Origin of the sequence: Corynebacterium sp. HMSC072A04 (assembly GCF_001809235.1) — a bacterium.
GTDB lineage: Bacteria > Actinomycetota > Actinomycetes > Mycobacteriales > Mycobacteriaceae > Corynebacterium > Corynebacterium hiratae.
In genome coordinates, this window is sequence record NZ_KV796772.1 from 1 (window position 1) to 253 (window position 253).

A 253-nucleotide genomic window follows, 5' to 3' on the forward strand; every position below is an offset into this window, starting at 1 on the left:
CAAAGGTGATGCGGGTGTGGTGGACTGCAGTAGTAAACCGTGCAGCATCTTCACGGTTGTGTACCTGGACGAGCATGTAGCCCAGTTTCCGGATTGCTTTATGCGCTGGGTGAATCGGGTTGCGGCTGATATCAGCGAAAGTGTTGCGCTGGACGTGGACTAGGCAGCGCTGGATGGCAACGTCGGGCCATTTGATACGCAGTGCCTTGAGTGCTCCGCCTGACCCGTCGGTGGTGACGATGAGTGGTTGCGC

General features: G+C 57.7%; 1 protein-coding gene. It reads right to left on the minus strand.

Annotated features, from left to right (window positions below; translation table 11 throughout):
- A partial coding sequence (locus tag HMPREF2565_RS14180) for a transposase (protein ID WP_246819115.1) occupies nucleotides 1–253 on the minus strand: 253 nt, incomplete at both ends.